11 protein-coding genes are annotated in these 16,787 nt (G+C 71.9%); 1 reads left to right on the top strand and 10 read right to left on the bottom strand.

Features of this window, described 5'->3' with window-relative positions; translation table 11 throughout:
* Window positions 1–149: 149 nt before the first annotated feature.
* From ACFYZQ_RS19010 to ACFYZQ_RS18995, 4 genes are all read right to left on the bottom strand, one after another.
* A complete protein-coding gene (locus ACFYZQ_RS19010; RefSeq protein ID WP_389148641.1) occupies window positions 150–2,126 on the bottom strand; it encodes an ATP-dependent DNA helicase in 1,977 nt (658 codons plus the stop codon).
* 171 nt (window positions 2,127–2,297) lie between these two features.
* Window positions 2,298–3,080, bottom strand: coding sequence for a GNAT family N-acetyltransferase (locus tag ACFYZQ_RS19005; protein ID WP_389148638.1), 783 nt, complete (start codon window positions 3,078–3,080; stop codon window positions 2,298–2,300).
* 93 nt (window positions 3,081–3,173) lie between these two features.
* Window positions 3,174–5,114, bottom strand: a complete 1,941-nt coding sequence (locus ACFYZQ_RS19000; RefSeq protein ID WP_389148635.1) for an IucA/IucC family protein — start codon at window positions 5,112–5,114, stop codon at window positions 3,174–3,176.
* A gap of 74 nt (window positions 5,115–5,188) precedes the next feature.
* Window positions 5,189–6,664, bottom strand: a complete 1,476-nt coding sequence (locus ACFYZQ_RS18995) for a diaminobutyrate--2-oxoglutarate transaminase family protein (protein WP_389148633.1) — start codon at window positions 6,662–6,664, stop codon at window positions 5,189–5,191.
* Window positions 6,665–6,954: 290 nt separating this feature from the next.
* Here ACFYZQ_RS18995 and ACFYZQ_RS18990 point away from each other — a divergent pair, with 290 nt between their 5' ends.
* Window positions 6,955–8,178, top strand: a complete 1,224-nt coding sequence (locus tag ACFYZQ_RS18990) for a trypsin-like serine peptidase (RefSeq protein ID WP_389148630.1) — start codon at window positions 6,955–6,957, stop codon at window positions 8,176–8,178.
* A 163-nt stretch (window positions 8,179–8,341) separates the two neighbouring features.
* On the opposite strand, the gene hflX is transcribed toward ACFYZQ_RS18990, so the two are convergent.
* The 6 genes from hflX to miaA form a co-directional block, all read right to left on the bottom strand.
* Entirely contained in the window at window positions 8,342–9,835 is a 1,494-nt protein-coding gene (gene hflX / locus ACFYZQ_RS18985; protein ID WP_389148627.1) for a GTPase HflX, read from the bottom strand.
* 249 nt (window positions 9,836–10,084) lie between these two features.
* Window positions 10,085–11,578: a M1 family metallopeptidase gene (locus ACFYZQ_RS18980; protein WP_389148624.1), complete on the bottom strand. Its 1,494-nt coding sequence runs from the start codon at window positions 11,576–11,578 to the stop codon at window positions 10,085–10,087.
* A gap of 85 nt (window positions 11,579–11,663) precedes the next feature.
* Window positions 11,664–13,865: a RelA/SpoT family protein gene (locus ACFYZQ_RS18975; protein ID WP_389148621.1), complete on the bottom strand. Its 2,202-nt coding sequence runs from the start codon at window positions 13,863–13,865 to the stop codon at window positions 11,664–11,666.
* 283 nt (window positions 13,866–14,148) lie between these two features.
* Complete coding sequence (gene dapF, locus ACFYZQ_RS18970; protein ID WP_389148617.1) at window positions 14,149–15,018, bottom strand: diaminopimelate epimerase; 870 nt, start codon at window positions 15,016–15,018, stop codon at window positions 14,149–14,151.
* A 99-nt stretch (window positions 15,019–15,117) separates the two neighbouring features.
* Complete coding sequence (locus tag ACFYZQ_RS18965; protein ID WP_389149457.1) at window positions 15,118–15,621, bottom strand: hypothetical protein; 504 nt, start codon at window positions 15,619–15,621, stop codon at window positions 15,118–15,120.
* A gap of 108 nt (window positions 15,622–15,729) precedes the next feature.
* Window positions 15,730–16,668, bottom strand: a complete 939-nt coding sequence (gene miaA, locus ACFYZQ_RS18960; RefSeq protein ID WP_389148615.1) for a tRNA (adenosine(37)-N6)-dimethylallyltransferase MiaA — start codon at window positions 16,666–16,668, stop codon at window positions 15,730–15,732.
* Between the last annotated feature and the right edge of the window lie 119 nt (window positions 16,669–16,787).

Below are 16,787 nucleotides of genomic sequence, written 5' to 3'. Positions count from 1 at the left end.
GGCGGACGGCTGGGTGCGGCCCGTCCACTGACCGGGCCCCGGAACCTCTGCGCCGGTTCCGGGGCCCTGTGCTGCGCGGGGCCGGGTACCGGGCAGCTCTGTCTGTACCCGGGGCCGCTCCCGAACGGGGGCGGCCCTCGATCACCCGATCACTCTTCTTCCGCCTGCTTGGCCGCCGCGTCGATGGCCGCGAGCGACTTGCGGACCTGATTACGGTCCGTGGTGTACCAGAAGTCGGGCAGTGACGCCTTGAGATAACCGCCGTACCGCGCGGTGGCCAGCCGCTGGTCCAGTACGGCCACCACGCCCCGGTCCCCCGACGCCCGTACGAGACGGCCGGCGCCCTGGGCCATAAGGAGCGCGGCATGCGTGGCGGCGACAGCCATGAAGCCGTTGCCGCCGGCGTCCTCCACCGCCTTCTGGCGGGCGCTCATCAGCGGATCGTCGGGACGCGGGAACGGGATCTTGTCCATCACGACCAGCTGACAACTGGGGCCGGGGACGTCGACGCCCTGCCACAGCGACAGCGTGCCGAACAGACAGGTCCTGGGGTCGGCCGCGAAGTTCTTGATCAGTTCGCCGAGGGTCTCCTCACCCTGGAGCAGGATCGGGAACTCCGGGATGCGGGAGCGCAGCTCCTCCGCGGCGAGCTGAGCCGCCCGCATCGAGGAGAACAGACCGAGCGTGCGGCCGCCGGCGGCCTGGATGAGTTCGGTCAGCTCGTCCAGCATGTCGGCACGGTCTCCGTCGCGCGCCGGGCGGGCCAGGTGCTTCGCGACGTACAGGATGCCCTGCCTGGGGTAGTCGAACGGCGAGCCGACGTCGACGCCCTTCCACTGTGGGGCGTCCTCGTCGTCCGTGCCTTCGGGGGCGAGCCCCAGGGATGCCCCCACCCCGTTGAAGTCACCGCCCAGCTTGAGCGTGGCGGAGGTGAGGACGACGGAGCGGTCCGCGAAGAGCTTCTCCCGCAGAAGGCCCGAGACGGACATGGGGGCGACGCGCAGGGAGGCGCCGAACCGGTCATGGCGCTCGTACCAGACGACGTCCCACTCGGATCCGTTCACGATCCGCTCCGCCACGTCGTGCACCGTTTCCACGGAGGCGAGTGCCTGCTTGCGGACCGCGTCCTCGTCCTGCACCGACTTGTCACGGGTGGCGCCGATCGCCGAGATGACCGTCCGGGCCGCGTCCCGCAGGGCCATCAGGGCGTAGCCCAGGTCCTCCGGGATCTCCTCCAGACGGCCCGGGAGGGCCAGCTCCATGAGCCGCTCGAAGCCCTCCGCCGCGGTCTGCAACTGGTCGGCGGCCTTCTCATTGACCAATTTCGCGGCGCGGCGCACGGCGCGGTTGACCTGCCCGGGCGTGAGCTCGCCGGTGGCCACACCGGTGACACGCGAGACCAGCTCGTGCGCCTCGTCCACGATCAGCACCTCGTGCTGGGGAAGCACCGGCGCGCCCTCGATGGCGTCGATGGCGAGCAGGGCGTGGTTGGTGACGACGACCTCGGCGAGCTTGGCGTGCTCGCGGGCCATCTCGGCGAAGCACTCGGCGCCGTACGCGCACTTCGAGGCGCCCAGGCACTCCCGGGAGGACACCGACACCTGCGACCAGGCGCGGTCCGAGACGCCGGGTGTGAGGTCGTCGCGGTCACCGCTCTCGGTCTCGTCCGCCCAGTCACGCAGTCGCAGCAGGTCCTGGCCCAGTTTGCTGGTGGGGGCGGCGGTCTCGAACTGGTCGAACAGGCCCTCCTCCTCGTCCTGTGGCATGCCCTCGTGCAGACGGTGCAGGCACAGGTAGTTCGACCGGCCCTTGAGCATGGCGAACTCCGGGCGGCGGCGCAGCAGCGGGTGCAGCGCCTCGACCGTGCGCGGCAGGTCTCGCTCCACCAGCTGGCGCTGCAGGGCCAGGGTGGCGGTCGCCACGACGACGCGCTCCCCGTGCGCGAGCGCGGGCACCAGGTAGCCGAGCGACTTTCCGGTGCCGGTGCCGGCCTGGACCAGCAGGTGGGATCCGTCGTCGATCGCCTCGGCGACCGCTTCGGCCATCGTGACCTGGCCGGGGCGCTCCGTACCGCCGACGGCTGTGACGGCGGCGTGCAGGAGTTCGGGGAGTGAGGGCTTAGTCATAGCGCGACAACCCTACGGCCAGGCACTGACAAACGGCGGATCAAGTGCGGAACCAGGGCTGGGACCACGGGGACCCCGGGGCTGCATCAAGAATTTTCCCCATTCGTCCGGCGACTGGGAACCCGGCCGGTTCGGCCTTCGTTCCATGAGTGACGGTGTCGTTACGGAGTGCTACATCAGGTGGCGCAGGGATCTGTCCCGGATCATGAGGGCGGCCCGCTTGGCGGGCAGGTCGACCTCGGCGCCGAACCGGAAGCCCGCGCCCAGGAAGGCTGCCACGGAGGGGGTGTTGCGAAGGTCGGGTTCAGCGACGACGCGAGCGCAGGCCGGGCGGTGGTCCAGCACCAGGTCGGCCACTGCTCTGAGCAGGGCCGAGCCCCGTCCGCGTCCACGGTCGGCGACGGCTCCGACGAGGAGGTGGAGCCCGGTGTCGTGCGGGCGGGCCGGGTAGTGGCGGGCCAGTTGGTCCAAGTCGGCCCGGTACACCTCCCAGTAGCTCATCGGAGTGCCGTCCAGCACGCCGAGGCACGGGACGCTGCGTCCGTCGCCGTCGAGTTGGGCGCGCAGGTGGTCCTCGGTCCGCGTCGGGGCGCCGGCCAGCCCCCAGAACGCGGAGACGGCCGGGTCGTTCATCCAGCGGCTGATGAGCGGCAGGTCGTGTTCGATGCGGACCGGTCGCAGCTGGAAGGTGCCCACGGGCGTCGTGGTCGGGCCCCAGTACTGGATGCCGTCGAGAAGGTCGTCGGCGGGTGGGATCCGCGGGCCCGTGCCTTTCCGGTACCCGGGTACGGGGTCCGCGGCCTCCCGGGTGCCGGTGGCCTCCGCGGCGAAGAGGGCGACGAGTTCGTCGGGCAGCCGCAGGTCCAGTGTGTCCTCGCCGTTCCCGGCCGGCTCGGGGCCGTCGGGGTGGGTGGGGACACGGTCGGCATCGGTGCTCGCGTCGATGGGAGGCACTTGCGCTCCTCTCAGGAGGCGGGGCGGGGCATGTTCCTCGGAGGTGAATGGGGTCGGTGTGGTGGCGCTGTCGGAACGGCCGGAAGCGCGGGATCAGGAGTGGAGGGGGTTGGCGATGGTGACGTAGACGGACTGGGTGTCGACCGGGCCGACGAGTTCGTCGAGGCCGTGCAGCCGGGTCAGCAGGTTGGCCTTGCAGCGCAGCACGGGTGAGTCGAGCAGGAGGGCGGGCAGGGAGGTGCGCAGCGGGGCGGGCCCCGAGGCCACGTCGCGGAGGAAGCGGCGGAAGGCGGCGAGCAGCAGGTGTTCGTCGGCCAGGCCCTGGGATCCGAACGCACCGATGAGGCCGAGCACGTTGTTGACGGCGAGGTAGTACGCGAATCGCTCGTCCGTGACCTCGTCGGACACGAAGGTGTCACTGTGCACGCCGATCCCGGGCAGTCGCGCCTCCAGTTCGGCACGGCGGGACTCGCGGAAGTAGTAGCCCTGGTTGTCGCGGTAGCGGCCGCCCGTGGGCCAGCCGTCGCCGTCCAGCAGGAGCAGGGTGTTCTGCTGGTGTGCCTCGAGGGCGATGCCCGCCTCACCGTCCAGCCAGAGCACGGGCCGTACGACCTGTTCCAGGTAGCGCAGGAACCACTCGGTGGCGACGGCGCCGCGTGGCCGGCGGGTTTGCTCGGCGAGCCGGGCGACGACCACGCCCAGCCGGGAGCGCACGGGTGGCATGCCGGCGAGCGGGCGGTCGTCGTCGCCGGCAGCGTGGGCATGGGGCCGGGGCGAGACGAGTCCGGCGACGCACGACACGTCGTCGGACGGGGTGAACGGGTTGTGCCGGATCATCACGTCGAGTCCGGGTACGGGCCTGCCGTCCGGGTCGTCGACGGCCAGCCAGGCCGGGTCGCGGACGATGTCGAAGGACGGGTGCGCGGCCTGCCACTGCCGGGACACGCCGCCGCGCAGCAGGCGGTGCACCTCGACGCCGCGGTGGAGTTCCTTGCGGAGGTTCTCCCGGCGGGAGTTGGTGATGCGCAGGCCTAGGGACAGTTTGAGCATGGCGGGTGCGCCGGACCGGTGGACGGTCCGTACGGAGGAGGTGGGGTGCCACGGGGGGCCGTGGCTGCCGAGTGCCCTGAGCAGCCCGGCGTCGAGGAGGGCGGCGGTCGTGTCGCGGTGCTGGGTCTCGCGCCACTGCCAGGGGTGCAGGGGCAGGGCGGCGTAACCGTCGGGCAGGGACAGTCCCGGGCCGGCGAGCCGGGCCGTGAGCCGGTCGGCCGGGACGGAACGGCCGCGCTCGGTCCAGGCCGAGTCGGTGGCGAGCAGTGAGGGGGCTACGGCGATCCAGTGCAGGGGGAAGGAGCCGCGCAGTTCGGGTGAGTACAGACGGGCTTCGGAGTCGGTGAGTCCCTCGCGGCTCTTCGGGGCCGGGTGGAAGGGATGGCCGAGCAGCAGCGCCTGTTCGGCGGTGAGGAAGTGGTCGGGACCGTCGGCGGGGTGTGCGCGCCGGTCGCTGATGAAGGTGGCGGTGCGGCGGAGGGAGTCGGCCACGCGGGCGACTAGGTCACCTCCGTCGGCGGCGTCCGGGCTGGGACCGGTGCCGTCGGCCCGAGCCTGTGCCTCCCTGCTGATCAGGGCGGTGAGCGTCACGGCGTCGAGCGGTGGGGCGCCCTCAGGGGCGTCGGCGAACCTGGGCGGTCCGAAGCGGTGCCAGCCGGCCGGGGACCAGTGGTGCACGGGGGCGATCAGCGCCGTGCCGCTGGCGGGCAGCGGGATGCGCAGGACACCGGTGCGCGGTTCGCGGAGGTCCGTCTCCCGCGCCCAGCAGCGGAGCAGGTTGTCCACGGCGGCGGTCTGCGCGGCGATGTGCGGTTCCGGGTGCTCCAGGAGGCCGGCCGGGGCTGCCCTCGTCGGCTCGGCTTCCCGGGGCCGCGGTGCGTGCCGGGGCGCCGGCTCGGCGGCGGGTACGGGCGGGGAAGGGAGGTGCTGGGTGGGGAGGTGCGGGAGGGGGGAACGGCCGTCTGGTGCCGGAATGGCGTTCAAGTCTGGTCCTCCGGGTTCGTGCGGGGGCGCTCGGCGGGGGCGATCGGCGGCGCGGTGGGCGAAGAGTGCCTGCCTCAGAGCCGGGGCGTCCCGGCCGCCTGGGCCGGGGAGGCGCCGCGGGCCACCGCCGCCACCGCGTCGGTGAGACGGTCGAGTACGGCAGTGGCCTGCTCGTCGCTGATCGTCAGCGGCGGGAGGAGCCGGACGACGCTGGCGTGGCGGCCGCCGAGTTCGACGATCAGACCACGACGCAGGCACTCACGCTGGACGGCCGCGGCCAGTTCGGGAGCGGCGGGCCGTGGGGTGCGGGTACTTCGGGGTGCGGCCGTCGGAGCTGCCGGGGCGCCGTCCGGACCGGCAGCCGGTCCCGGCACGGCAAGGGCCTCCCCCGGCCCGTCCGTGTCCGTCTCCCCGTCCCGCTCCGGATCCACCACCTCGATGCCGATCATGAGGCCCCGGCCCCGCACATCGCCGACACAGGGGAACTCTCCCCTGAGCGCTTTCAGTTGGGACAGCATGCGGGCGCCCACCCGGGCGGCGTGTTCGGCGAGGCCGTTCTCCCGGACGTGGGCGAGGGTGGCCGTACCCGCGGCCATGGCCAGCTGGTTGCCGCGGAAGGTGCCCGCGTGCGCGCCGGGTTCCCACACGTCGAGGTCGTCGCGGTAGACGACGACGGCCAGCGGGAGGCTGCCGCCGATGGCCTTGGACAGGACCATCACATCAGGGGTGACACCGCTGTGCTCCACGGCCCAGAAGGTGCCGGTCCGCCCCACTCCCGTCTGGACCTCGTCGGCGATCAGCGGGATGGACCGGGCGGCGGTGATCTGCCGCATGCGTCGCATCCAGTCGTCCGGGGCGGGGATCACTCCGCCCTCGCCCTGGACGGGTTCGAGGATCATCCCGGCGGGCAGTGGCACACCCGACTTGGGGTCGTCGAGGACGTACTCGGTCCACCGGGCGGCGAGTTCGGCACCGCGCGGTCCTCCGACGCCGAACGGGCAGCGGTAGTCCTGCGGATAGGGCAGGCGGGCGACCCGTACGTCGCAGGCTCCGCCGGACGCTGCCAGGGCGCCGGTGGTCATCCCGTGGTAGGCGCCGGTGAAGGCGAGGATGCCGGAACGCCCGGTCGCGGCGCGCACCAGCTTGAACGCGGCTTCCACCGCGTCCGTGCCGGCCGGTCCGCAGAACTGCACGCGAGCCCGGTCGGCGAGGCCCGGCGGCAGCGTCCGGAACAGCTCGGTGACGAAGGCGTCCTTGACCGGGGTCGCCAGGTCGAGGACGGACAGGGGGGCGCCGGAGTCGAGGACCTTGCGGATGGCGTCCAGCACGACGGGATGGTTGTGACCGAGGGCGAGGGTGCCCGCGCCGGAGAGACAGTCGAGGTAGCGGCGGCCGTCGGCGCCCTCGATGGTCAGTCCGCGGGCCCGGACCGGCACGATGGGAAGGGCGCGTGCGTAGGTGCGCGCCGCGGACTCGCGCGCCGACTGACGCCGCAGGATGCCCTCGTGTGCGCCGCGCGCTCCCCCGGACACCGGTTCCGTCACGGTCACGGCCTTGCCCTCCCGCTGTCCAGAGGCGACTTGCTCCCTCAGGAGGACCCGGCACAGGCAGCAGGCCCCCTCACCGCTACCAACCGCGGACCGGCCGACGGGTTACGGGTTGCTTCAAGATCATTACCGTGACGGAACCGTAGCCGTTCCGGCAGAAGTCCCCCACTGCGAGCGCATAGTGTGTGATGCCGTTCCCAGACGTCCGTGAGAGCGGCGTGAACTCCGCATGAGTTCCGCCGGATCGCACGGGCGCAGCGCCGAGTTCCGTCACGTCACGGGGAGTCAAGAGCATGCGATCCATACGGCCGCCGTTCACCGTTCGCCGAAGGGGGGCCGGATCCCGCGGGACCTCCTCCTCCGCACTGGCGGCCGTCGCCCTGGCCTCGGCGCTGGCGCTGACCGCCACCGCCTGCAACGGTGACGACACCGCCGACGCCAAGCCGTCCGCGTCCGCTTCGGTGTCCGGTGACGGCAAGATCAGGATCCCGGACGACATCAGGAACAAGCTCAAAGAGCACGGCATCGACATCGACAAGTGGAAGCACGGCGCCTGGAAGAACTGGAACCGGGACGACTGGCTGCGCGAGGCCAACGACTTCATCAACCCGATCATCAAGGGCCTGTGGAACCCGGACCGCATGCGGGACGCCGACGACCCGGACAAGGGTGTCGACGAAAACGACATCTCCGGTGACCAGGGTGTGACGGACCCGACGCCGGCGCCGGTCAGGGCGCAGGCGGTGCGGGCGCCGTACCACACCAACGCGGCCACGGCCGGCAAGGTGTTCTTCGACGCCCCCGGGGGCACGATGGTCTGCTCGGCGACGGTCGTGGAGGATCCGGCGCATCCGGGCAAGTCCAACCTCATCTGGACGGCGGGCCACTGCGTGCACGCCGGCAAGAAGGGCGGCTGGTACCGCAACATCGCCTTCGTGCCGTCGTACAACAACACGGCCATGACGGCCAAGCAGCTGGAGGGCGCCACCAGGGACCAGGTCGCCCCGTACGGCGTCTGGTGGGCCGACGCGGCGCAGACCTCGCAGCAGTGGATCGCGCAGGGCGGCGAGACCGGCGGGAACGGCGCGTCGTACGACTTCGCCGTCATCCACGTCACGCCGGAGCAGGGCAACAGCGGCAAGTCCCTGGAGGAGACGGTCGGTTCGGCGCTTCCGGTGAACTTCGACGCGCCGGCCGTGCCGAAGGTCCAGAGCATCACGGCGACCGGCTACCCGGCCGCGGCACCGTACGACGGCCAGCTGGCGTACCAGTGTCAGGACAAGCCGGGACGGCTGTCGATCCAGAAGTCGGATCCGACGATGTACCGCATCGGGTGCACGATGACGGGTGGTTCGTCCGGCGGCGGCTGGGTGGAGACCGGCTCGGACGGCAAGCCGGCGCTGGTTTCCAACACGTCCATCGGCCCGGTGTCCGCGGGCTGGCTGGCTGGTCCGCGGCTGGGTGACGTGGCCAAGGGCGTGTACGACAAGGTCAGCAAGCAGTTCGCCGGCCGGTAGGGCTCGGTGAGCCGGCCCGGCGCCGGTGTGCGGAAGGCCCGCCCCCGCGGCAAGCGGGGGCGGGCCTTCGCCGTTGTGCGTCCGAGCGGTGATGCCGTTCGAGCGGTGATGCCGTTCGAGCGGTGGTGCCGTTCGAGCGGTGATGCGTCGGAGCAGTGGTGCGTCAGAGCGCGGGAGCGGGCACGTACGGTGCGAGGTCCGCGGCCAGTTCCTCGTGCACCCGCGCCTTGAGCAGGGTGCCCTCCGCGGTGTGCTCCTCGGAGATCACCTCGCCCTCGGTGTGGGCACGGGCGACGAGCTTGCCGTGCGTGTACGGCACCAGGGCCTCGATCTCGACGGACGGCCTGGGCAGCTCGTTGTCGATGAGGGCCAGCAGCTCGGTGATGCCCCGGCCGGTGCGGGCCGAGACGGCGATGGAGCGCTTCTCGATCCGCATGAGCCGCTGGAGCACCAGCGGGTCGGCCGCGTCCGCCTTGTTGATCACGACGATCTCGGGCACGTCGGTGGCGCCGACGTCCCGGATCACCTCGCGCACGGCGGCCAGCTGCTCCTCCGGGTTCGGGTGCGAACCGTCCACGACGTGCAGGATCAGGTCGGAGTCGCCGACCTCCTCCATGGTGGAGCGGAACGCCTCGACCAGGTGGTGCGGCAGGTGCCGGACGAAGCCGACCGTGTCGGCCAGGGTGTAGAGGCGGCCGCTCGGGGTCTCGGCCCGGCGCACGGTCGGGTCGAGGGTCGCGAACAGGGCGTTCTCGACCAGTACGCCCGCGCCCGTCAGACGGTTGAGCAGGGAGGACTTGCCGGCGTTGGTGTAGCCCGCGATGGCGACGGAGGGCACCTTGTTGCGGCGGCGCTCCTGACGCTTGATCTCGCGGCCCGTCTTCATCTCCGCGATCTCCCGGCGCATCTTCGCCATCTTCTCGCGGATCCGGCGCCGGTCCGTCTCGATCTTGGTCTCACCGGGACCGCGGGTGGCGAGGCCGCCGCCCTTGCCGCCGCCCATCTGGCGGGACAGGGACTGACCCCAGCCGCGCAGCCGCGGCAGCATGTACTGCATCTGGGCGAGCGCGACCTGCGCCTTGCCCTCTCGGGACTTCGCGTGCTGGGCGAAGATGTCGAGGATCAGGGCCGTACGGTCGATGACCTTGACCTTGACGACGTCCTCGAGGTGGATCAGCTGGCCCGGGCTGAGCTCACCGTCGCAGATGACGGTGTCGGCGCCCGTTTCGACGACGATGTCGCGCAGCTCCACGGCCTTGCCGGAACCGATGTAGGTCGCCGCGTCGGGCTCGTTGCGGCGCTGGATCACGCCGTCGAGGACGAGTGCACCGGCGGTCTCCGCGAGGGCGGCGAGCTCCGCGAGGGAGTTCTCCGCGTCCTGCGCGGTCCCCGAGGTCCAGACGCCGACGAGGACGACCCGCTCCAGCCGGAGCTGGCGGTACTCGACCTCGGTGACGTCCTCGAGTTCGGTGGACAGGCCCACCACACGGCGCAGGGCCGCGCGCTCGGAGCGGTCGAACTGGTCGCCGTCCCGCTCTCCGTCGATCTCGTGGCTCCAGGCGACGTCCTCTTCCATCAGGGCATCGGCCCGAAGACCTTCGGGGTAAGTCTGCGCGAAGCGCTTGGTGTCCTGGGAAGCGGAAGAAGAGGAGGTCATTTGATCCTTACGTCCTGAGGAATCCGGATGGCGGCGCCGGTGGCTGTGGTGGTCACGGCCCGCCGATGTTCACAACGCACGAGTACCCCGGGAGATTCCCGTGCCCCGTGCCGCGCCGACCCGAAGATGGTCGCACGGCACGCCCCGTCTCGTCACCGCCTTATTCCCTGGTGCCGGGACACCTCATTCCCCGGTGCCTGGCGGGCGCCGAACCGAGCCGAGCCGGTCGGGCACGGCGCCCGGGTGCCGCTATCGCTTCGGCGTCGTCGTCTTCCAGTCCGGGTGGCCCGGCATGGGAGGTGTCTTCTCGCCGTACAGCCAGGCCTGGAAGAAGCCGGTCAGGTCGCGGCCGGCGATCTCCGAGGCGAGGCGGGTGAAGTCGGCCGTGGTCGCCGTGCCGTCGCGGTGCCCGCGCACCCAGGTCCGCTCCAGGCGTTCGAAGGCGGGGCGGCCGATCTCCTGGCGCAGGGCGAAGAGGACCAGCGCGGCACCGTCGTACACATTGGGCCGGAAGATGCTGATCTTCTGGCCCGGTGCGGGCGGCTTGGGCAGCGCCGGCGGTCCGCCGGCCGCCCGCCAGCGGTCCGAGGAGCGGTAGGCGGCCTTCATCCGGTCGGCCATGGACTGGTGCGCCTTCTCCTGCGCGTACAGGGCCTCGTACCAGGTGGCATGCCCCTCGTTGAGCCACACGTCGGACCAGGTGCGCGGGCTCACGCTGTCGCCGAACCACTGGTGGGACAGCTCGTGCACCATGATCGACTCGATGTACCACCTGGGGTAGGCGGACCCGGTGAACAGGCTCTTCTCGAAGAGGGAGAGCGTCTGCGTCTCGAGTTCGAAGCCGGTGGCGGCCTGGGCCATGAGCACGCCGTACGTCTCGAAGGGGTAGGGCCCGACCTTGCTCTCCAGCCAGGCGATCTGGTCCGGGGTCTTCGCGAGCCAGGGTTCGAGCGACTTGCGGTCCGCGGCGGGCACCACGTCGCGCACCGGCAGGCCGTGCGGTCCGGTGCGGTGCAGCACCGCGGAACGGCCGATGGACACCTGTGCGAGCTCGGTGGCCATGGGGTGCCGGGTCCGGTACGTCCAGGTGGTGGAGCCGCCGGCCCGGTCCACGCCGGTCGGCACACCGTTCGCGACGGCTGTGTAGTCGCTGGGCGCGGTGATCCGGATGGTGAACATCGCCTTGTCGGAGGGATGGTCGTTGCACGGGAACACCAGGTGCGCGGCGTCGGCCTGGTTGGCCATGGCGAGCCCGTCGGCGGTCCGCAGCCAGCCGCCGTCCCGGCCCTGGACGGCCCTGGGGTCGCTGGTGTGCCGCACGGTGATCCGGGTCCAGCTGCGCTCGGCCAGCGGCCTTTCGGGCGTGACCACCAGGTCCTCGCCGACCCCGGCGAAGGCCGCGGGCCTGCCGTCGACCTGGACTGACTCGACCGTGCCGTGCGCGAAGTCGAGGTTGACCCGCTCCAGCGGGGCGGTCGTCAGGGCGTCGATCGTGGTGACGGCCTCGAGGGGTCTGTCGTTGCGGCCGGGATAGGTGAAGGACAGGTCGTACGACACCACGTCGTATCCGGGGTTGCCCAGGTACGGGAAGAGCCGGTCGCCGACGCCCAGCTGGGCGGCCGGGGCGCTCGCGGCGAGGAGGGTGACGCAGACGGCGGAGCCGAGGAGGGCGGTGGTCCGCCTGCGGGGGCGGGCACGGTGAACGCCGGATCGCCGATCCGGCATGCGGGGCGTGGGCAGCATGGACCACGGCTACCAGCACGCACCCGCCCCGCCGTGACGGCGCGCGACCGGCCCACCCGAATGGGGTCCCCTGTGGCCGGGTTCCTCAGGCTTCAGGGCCCTGGTGCTGCGCCCGGCCGACGTCGTACACGCCCGGTACGTTCCGCATCGCCCGCATGAGGGCCGGGAGGTGGGCCGCGTCGGGGAGCTGGAGGGTGTAGGTGTGGCGGACGCGCTGCTGGGTCGGCGGGGCGACGGTGGCGGAGACGATCTCGGCACCTTCGAGGGCGATCGCCTCGGTGAGGTCGGCGAGCAGATGAGGGCGGCCGAACGATTCGGCGACCAGCGTGACCCGGCACTCGGTGGCGTCGCCCCAGCGCACGCCCACTTCGGCGCGCCCCGTGCTCTTCATACGGGCCACTCCGGCGCACTCCACGCGGTGCACGGTCACCGCCCCGCCGCGTACCGCGAAACCGGTGACCTCGTCGGGCGGTACGGGCGTGCAGCACCCGGCGAGCCGCACGGCAGCCCCCGGCCGGTCGACGACGGCGTTGGCCGCTGAGGGGCGGGCGGGCGGGGCCTCGGCGAAGGAGCCGTTCCCCGAGCGGAAGGTGTTGCCGGCCACCGCTTCGGTCTGTCCCTGGGCGCCGTCCCCACCGGGTGCCTCCGCACCGCTCCAGCCCTCTTCCCCGGTCTCCCCCGCCGTCGCTTCACCGGCGTCGGGATGGGCCGCGAGCCACCGCTGGATGGCGATGCGGGCGGCCGGGGTGTGGGCGTGGTCGAGCCACTCCCGGGAGGGCTCGGAGGCGGGGTCCTGGCCCATGAGGAGCTGGACGGTGTCGCCGTCCTTCAGGACGGTGCTGAGGGTCGCCAGACGGCCGTTGACGCGTGCGCCGATGCAGGCGTGCGCGTCCTCGCCGTACTGCGCGTACGCGGCGTCCACGCACGTGGCGCCCTCGGGCAGGCCGAGCGTGCCGCCGTCGGGCCGGAAGACGGTGATCTCACGGTCCTGGGCGAGGTCCTCGCGCAGGGTGGACCAGAAGGTGTCGGGGTCGGGTGCCGCCCGCTGCCAGTCGAGGAGGCGGGAGAGCCAGCCGGGGCGGGTGGGGTCGACCCGCTCGCCGTCCCCCGCGGCCTGCTCCTCCGCGGGAGGCGCGTACGGGTTGCCGAGTGCGATGACCCCGGCCTCGGCGACCTTGTGCATCTGGTGGGTGCGGATGAGGACTTCGACGACCTGCCCGTCGGCGCGTGCGACGGCGGTGTGCAGCGACTGGTACAGGTTGAACTTCGGTACGGCGATGAAGTCCTTGAACTCGGACACGACGGGGGTCATGCAGGTGTGCAGCTCGCCGAGGACGCCGTAGCAGTCCGCGTCCTCGTTGACCAGGACGAGCAGACGGCCGAAGTCGGCGCCGCGCAACTGCCCGCGTTTGCGGGCGACGCGGTGTACGGAGACGAAGTGCCGGGGCCGGATGAGGACTTCCGCCTGGATGCCGGCTTCGCGCAGGACCGCGCGGGCCTCGTCGGAGACCTCCGCGAGGGGGTCGTCCGGACGGCGTGCGTTGTCGGCGATCAGCTCGCGCGTGTGTTCGTACTCCTCGGGGTGGAGGATCGCGAAGACGAGGTCCTCCATCTCGGTCTTGAGGGCCTGGACGCCCAGCCGTTCGGCGAGCGGGATCAGGACGTCCATGGTGACCTTGGCGATGCGGGCCTGCTTCTCGGGGCGCATGACGCCGAGGGTGCGCATGTTGTGCAGCCGGTCGGCCAGTTTGATCGACATCACGCGCACGTCGTTGCCGGTCGCGACCAACATCTTGCGGAAGGTCTCGGACTCGGCGGCCGCCCCGTACTCGACCTTCTCCAGCTTGGTGACCCCGTCGACGAGGTAACGGACCTCCTCGCCGAACTCTTCCCGCACCTGATCCAGGGTCACGTCGGTGTCCTCGACGGTGTCGTGGAGCAGAGAAGCCGTCAGGGTGGTCGTCTCGGCGCCCAGTTCGGCCAGGATCAGGGTCACGGCCAGCGGGTGTGTGATGTACGGCTCGCCGCTCTTGCGCATCTGGCCGCGGTGCGAGGACTCGGCCAGCACGTAGGCACGGCGCAGTGGTTCGAGGTCGGCGTCGGGATAGTGGGCGCGGTGCGCCTCGGCGACGTGACCGATGGCGTCGGGCAGCTTGTCGCGGGCGCCGGGGCCGAGCAGCGCGGCCCGGCCGAGTCGGCGCAGGTCGATCCGGGGGCGGGCCTTCCTGCGGGCCACTGTAGGGACTACAGGACCAGGGGTCGCAGGGTTCGTGGCCTCCGTACTCATGGGCACCTCCGGCTCGTTGACCGGCGGACGGGCCCCAGGGCATACACGGCTCAGGGATGGCGACGTCCCCCCGTCCGTGCCGGTGCTTGATGCTACCGAGCCCATCACGCCCGACTGACCGCCTCTCGCCGAGCGTGAAACGGATCACCCATTCGAGCGATGAAAAAGAGGTTTACGGTTTTGCGCCAAGCGTTCCGGGGCCGGCCTTGATTTCGTGCCGAACCGGCCGCGGGAATTCACGGATCCCAACGTCCGGGCCGGTGTGAGACCACGGTTCACGTGGTCATCGGACCGCGCTTTCCAGCCACTCGGCGTCGATCTCGCCCTCGGCGACGATCACGGCGGGGCCGGTCATCTCGATCTCGCCGTCCGGCCGCTCGGTGATCACCAGTCGCCCGCCGGGCACGTCGACGGTGTACGTCGCCGGGGAGCCGGTGACGGCCGGGTCGGCGCCGTCCCGGCGCGCGGCCGCCACGGCGACGGCGCACGCGCCCGTTCCGCAGGAGCGGGTCTCGCCGGAACCCCGCTCGTGCACGCGCATCGCGACGTGGCGGGGGCCGCGGTCGACCACGAACTCGACGTTGACCCCTTCGGGGTAGGCGGCGGCCGGACTGAAGGGCGGCGGGGCGAGCAGGTCCCCGGCGTGCGCGAGGTCGTCGACGAAGGCGACCGCGTGCGGATTGCCCATGTTCACGTTGCGCGCGGGCCAGCTGCGCTCGCCGACGCTCACCGTGACGTCCCCCTCGGGGAGGCGCGCGCTGCCCATGCCGACGGTGACGTCTCCGTCCTTCGCGATGTGGACGCTCTTCACGCCCCCTCGTGTGGCGACCGCGATGTCCCCTTCGGCCACATGCCCGGCGTGCTGAAGGTAGCGCGCGAAGACCCGCACCCCGTTGCCGCACATCTCGGCGATGGAGCCGTCGCCGTTGCGGTAGTCCATGAACCACTCGGCCTCGGCCGCCATGTCCCCGGCCTCCGGGTGGGCGGCGGACCGCACGACGTGCAGCACGCCGTCACCGCCGATGCCGGCGCGGCGGTCGCACAGGGCGGCGACGGCGACCGGGGTCAGATCGATGACGTTCTCGGGGTCCGGGACGATCACGAAGTCGTTCTCCGTGCCGTGACCCTTGAGGAAGGCGATCCGCGTGCTCATTCCTCGATCGTACGGGAGCGCTCCGCCGGTGGGCCGATGGAGTGGTGCCCGCCGCCGGGAAGGGCGTGGGATCCCCGCGTGTGTCGGCCGTGGGGCGCCTCAGCGAAGCCTTGCCACCCGCCACACGGCGAGGACCGCCACCACGGCCACCAGCAGCACGTACCCGAGTACGACCCGCCAGTCGGGCCGGCGGCCGGAGCCCCGGGGCGGCAGTCCCGGCCAGGTGTGGCCGACGCGGCGGGCGGCCATCATGCCCCAGCCCGCGGCGCAGGAGCAGATCAGCAGGCCCAGCATGGCGATGACGGCACCGCTGTCCCCGAAGTCGAAGGCCAGCGGGAAGGCGAACATCAGGGAGCCCACCGCGGCCAGCCCCACGATGGGTGCGAGCTGCCAGATGCGCAGCCGGCGCTGCGGGCGCAGCTCGACCTCGACCTCCGGGCCGCTCGCGTACATCTCCTCGGGCTCGGGGCCGTCGGCGGTCACACCGTCCGGCGTCTCGTCCGGGCCGTCGGGGCTGAGCAGGTTCTCGCCCAGTTCCGGTTCGCCGCCGTCGGTGGTGACGTACTCGGTGCTTCGTGCGGTGTCGCGAGGGCCGGCCTCCATCGCCACGCGCCCTCCCAACTAGGACTCCACTTGGTCGATCGAAGCTCGATGATGGCACGGCACCTGAGGCCGGGATGACCGGCGGCGCATCCCGATGCCATGACGTGATCAGGCTGTAACCGGTCGTTCGACCAATGCCAGGGCGAGCTGCGGGAGCTCCGTGCGGTCCGCCGCGGCCCCACTCAACCAGTGCACCCGGGGATCGCGCCTGAACCACGAATCCTGGCGGCGCGCGAAGCGTTTGGTGGCACGTACGGTCTCGGCCCTGGCCTCCTCCTCGGTGCACTCTCCTGCGAGCGCCGCGAGGACCTGCTGATAGCCGAGCGCGCGCGACGCCGTACGCCCCTCGCGCAGGCCCTGCGCCTGGAGTGCGCGCACTTCGTCCACGAGCCCTTCCTCCCACATCCGGTCGACCCGGCGTGCGATGCGTTCGTCGAGCTCGGGGCGGGTCACGTCGACGCCGATCTGCAGGGTGTCGTATACGGAGTCGTGGCCGGGGAGGTTGGCGGTGAAGGGCCGGCCGGTGATCTCGATGACCTCCAGGGCCCGGACGATGCGACGGCCGTTGCTGGGCAGGATCGCGCGCGCGGCCTCGGGATCGGCGGCGGTCAGCCGGGCGTGCAGCGCGCCGGAACCGCGCAGCGCCAGCTCCTCCTCCAGGCGGGCGCGGACCTCGGGGTCGGTGCCGGGGAACTCCAGGTTGTCGACGGCTCCCCGCACGTACAGGCCGGAGCCGCCGACCAGGATGGGCCAGCGGTCCTCGGCGAGCAGTGCGTCGATACGCGCGCGGGCCAGTTTCTGGTACTCGGCGACGGATGCCGTGACGGTCACGTCCCAGATGTCCAGCAGGTGGTGCGGGACGGCGCCGCGCTCCTCGGGCGTCAGCTTGGCGGTGCCGATGTCCATCCCGCGGTAGAGCTGCATGGAGTCGGCGTTGACGACCTCGCCGCCGAGCTCCTGGGCCAGGAAGACGCCCAGATCGGACTTTCCGGCCGCGGTGGGACCGACGACGGCGATGACGCGGGGGGTGGGGGGTGCGCTGCTCACCGCACCAGTCTCGCAAACGTCATCCCCGCGCCTCGAACGAGTTACGTGACGACCCGGGTCCGGGGTCGTTGCCCGTTGCGAGGTACCTGCCGCCTGTGTCCGGGGGCGGTGAGCCGGGT

Origin of the sequence: Streptomyces sp. NPDC001843, assembly GCF_042891955.1 — a bacterium.
Lineage (GTDB): Bacteria > Actinomycetota > Actinomycetes > Streptomycetales > Streptomycetaceae > Streptomyces.
The sequence above is the reverse complement of the archived record's forward strand: the minus strand, read 5'-3'. Positions and strand labels throughout refer to the sequence as shown.

Coding starts and splice junctions, on each gene's coding strand:
- ACFYZQ_RS18990 (WP_389148630.1), top strand. CDS start 6,955: ATGCGATCCATACGGCCGCCGTTCACCGTTCGCCGAAGGGGGGCCGGA.
- hflX (WP_389148627.1), bottom strand. CDS start 9,835: ATGACCTCCTCTTCTTCCGCTTCCCAGGACACCAAGCGCTTCGCGCAG.
- ACFYZQ_RS19010 (WP_389148641.1), bottom strand. CDS start 2,126: ATGACTAAGCCCTCACTCCCCGAACTCCTGCACGCCGCCGTCACAGCC.
- ACFYZQ_RS18975 (WP_389148621.1), bottom strand. CDS start 13,865: ATGAGTACGGAGGCCACGAACCCTGCGACCCCTGGTCCTGTAGTCCCT.
- ACFYZQ_RS18980 (WP_389148624.1), bottom strand. CDS start 11,578: ATGCTGCCCACGCCCCGCATGCCGGATCGGCGATCCGGCGTTCACCGT.
- ACFYZQ_RS18965 (WP_389149457.1), bottom strand. CDS start 15,621: ATGGAGGCCGGCCCTCGCGACACCGCACGAAGCACCGAGTACGTCACC.
- dapF (WP_389148617.1), bottom strand. CDS start 15,018: ATGAGCACGCGGATCGCCTTCCTCAAGGGTCACGGCACGGAGAACGAC.